Source organism: Aerococcus sp. L_32, from assembly GCF_050689315.1.
Map to the genome: position 1 here is coordinate 1 of NZ_JBOEQF010001318.1, position 505 is coordinate 505.

The 505-nt window shown below is 44.8% G+C and carries 1 protein-coding gene and 1 pseudogene; both read left to right on the forward strand.

From position 1 onward, the window contains the following. Nucleotides 1-12 precede the first annotated feature (12 nt). The gene (locus ACRCJ0_RS19555) at nucleotides 13-168 is read left to right on the forward strand and encodes a hypothetical protein (RefSeq protein ID WP_431391883.1); all 156 of its coding nucleotides are present in this window, start codon (nucleotides 13-15) and stop codon (nucleotides 166-168) included. 11 nt (nucleotides 169-179) lie between these two features. After that, nucleotides 180-505, forward strand: a pseudogene (locus tag ACRCJ0_RS19560) (amidophosphoribosyltransferase); the annotation flags it as partial.

The following is a 505-nucleotide window of genomic DNA, read 5'->3' on the forward strand; positions in this document are numbered from 1 at the left end:
CCAGTTGCGACAGTGGCCCTTGATGGCGGCGAAAACGCGGCTATTTTAGCCGTACAAGTTTTAGCGGTGGCAGACCAAGCTTTAACAGAAAAATTAAACGACTATAAAAAAGAATTAAGCGCTGGTGTTCGCGACATGAACAACGAAGCAGCGATTCAAGCGTTGTAGTAGGTGGCTAAATGAGTGGTATTTTAGGCGTTTACTCTTTCGATAATATTGAAGCATTTCCGCATCTATATTACGGTCTCTATGCCCTGCAACACCGGGGGCAAGCGGCCGTTGGTATTGGGACCATTACGCCAGATGGTGACAGTCAATTAATCCGTGAAAAAGGGTTAATCAGTGAACATTTTGGTGACGGTTTGATTGAACATATGCCGGGGAATAAGGGGATTGGATTTGTCCAATACCCCTTTGAAAACCGGGAAAGTGAGCCTATGCCTTTTTACCATGAGGGGGCTTTAATGGCGATTGATGGGGAAATTGAAAATGAAGATTTCACCTA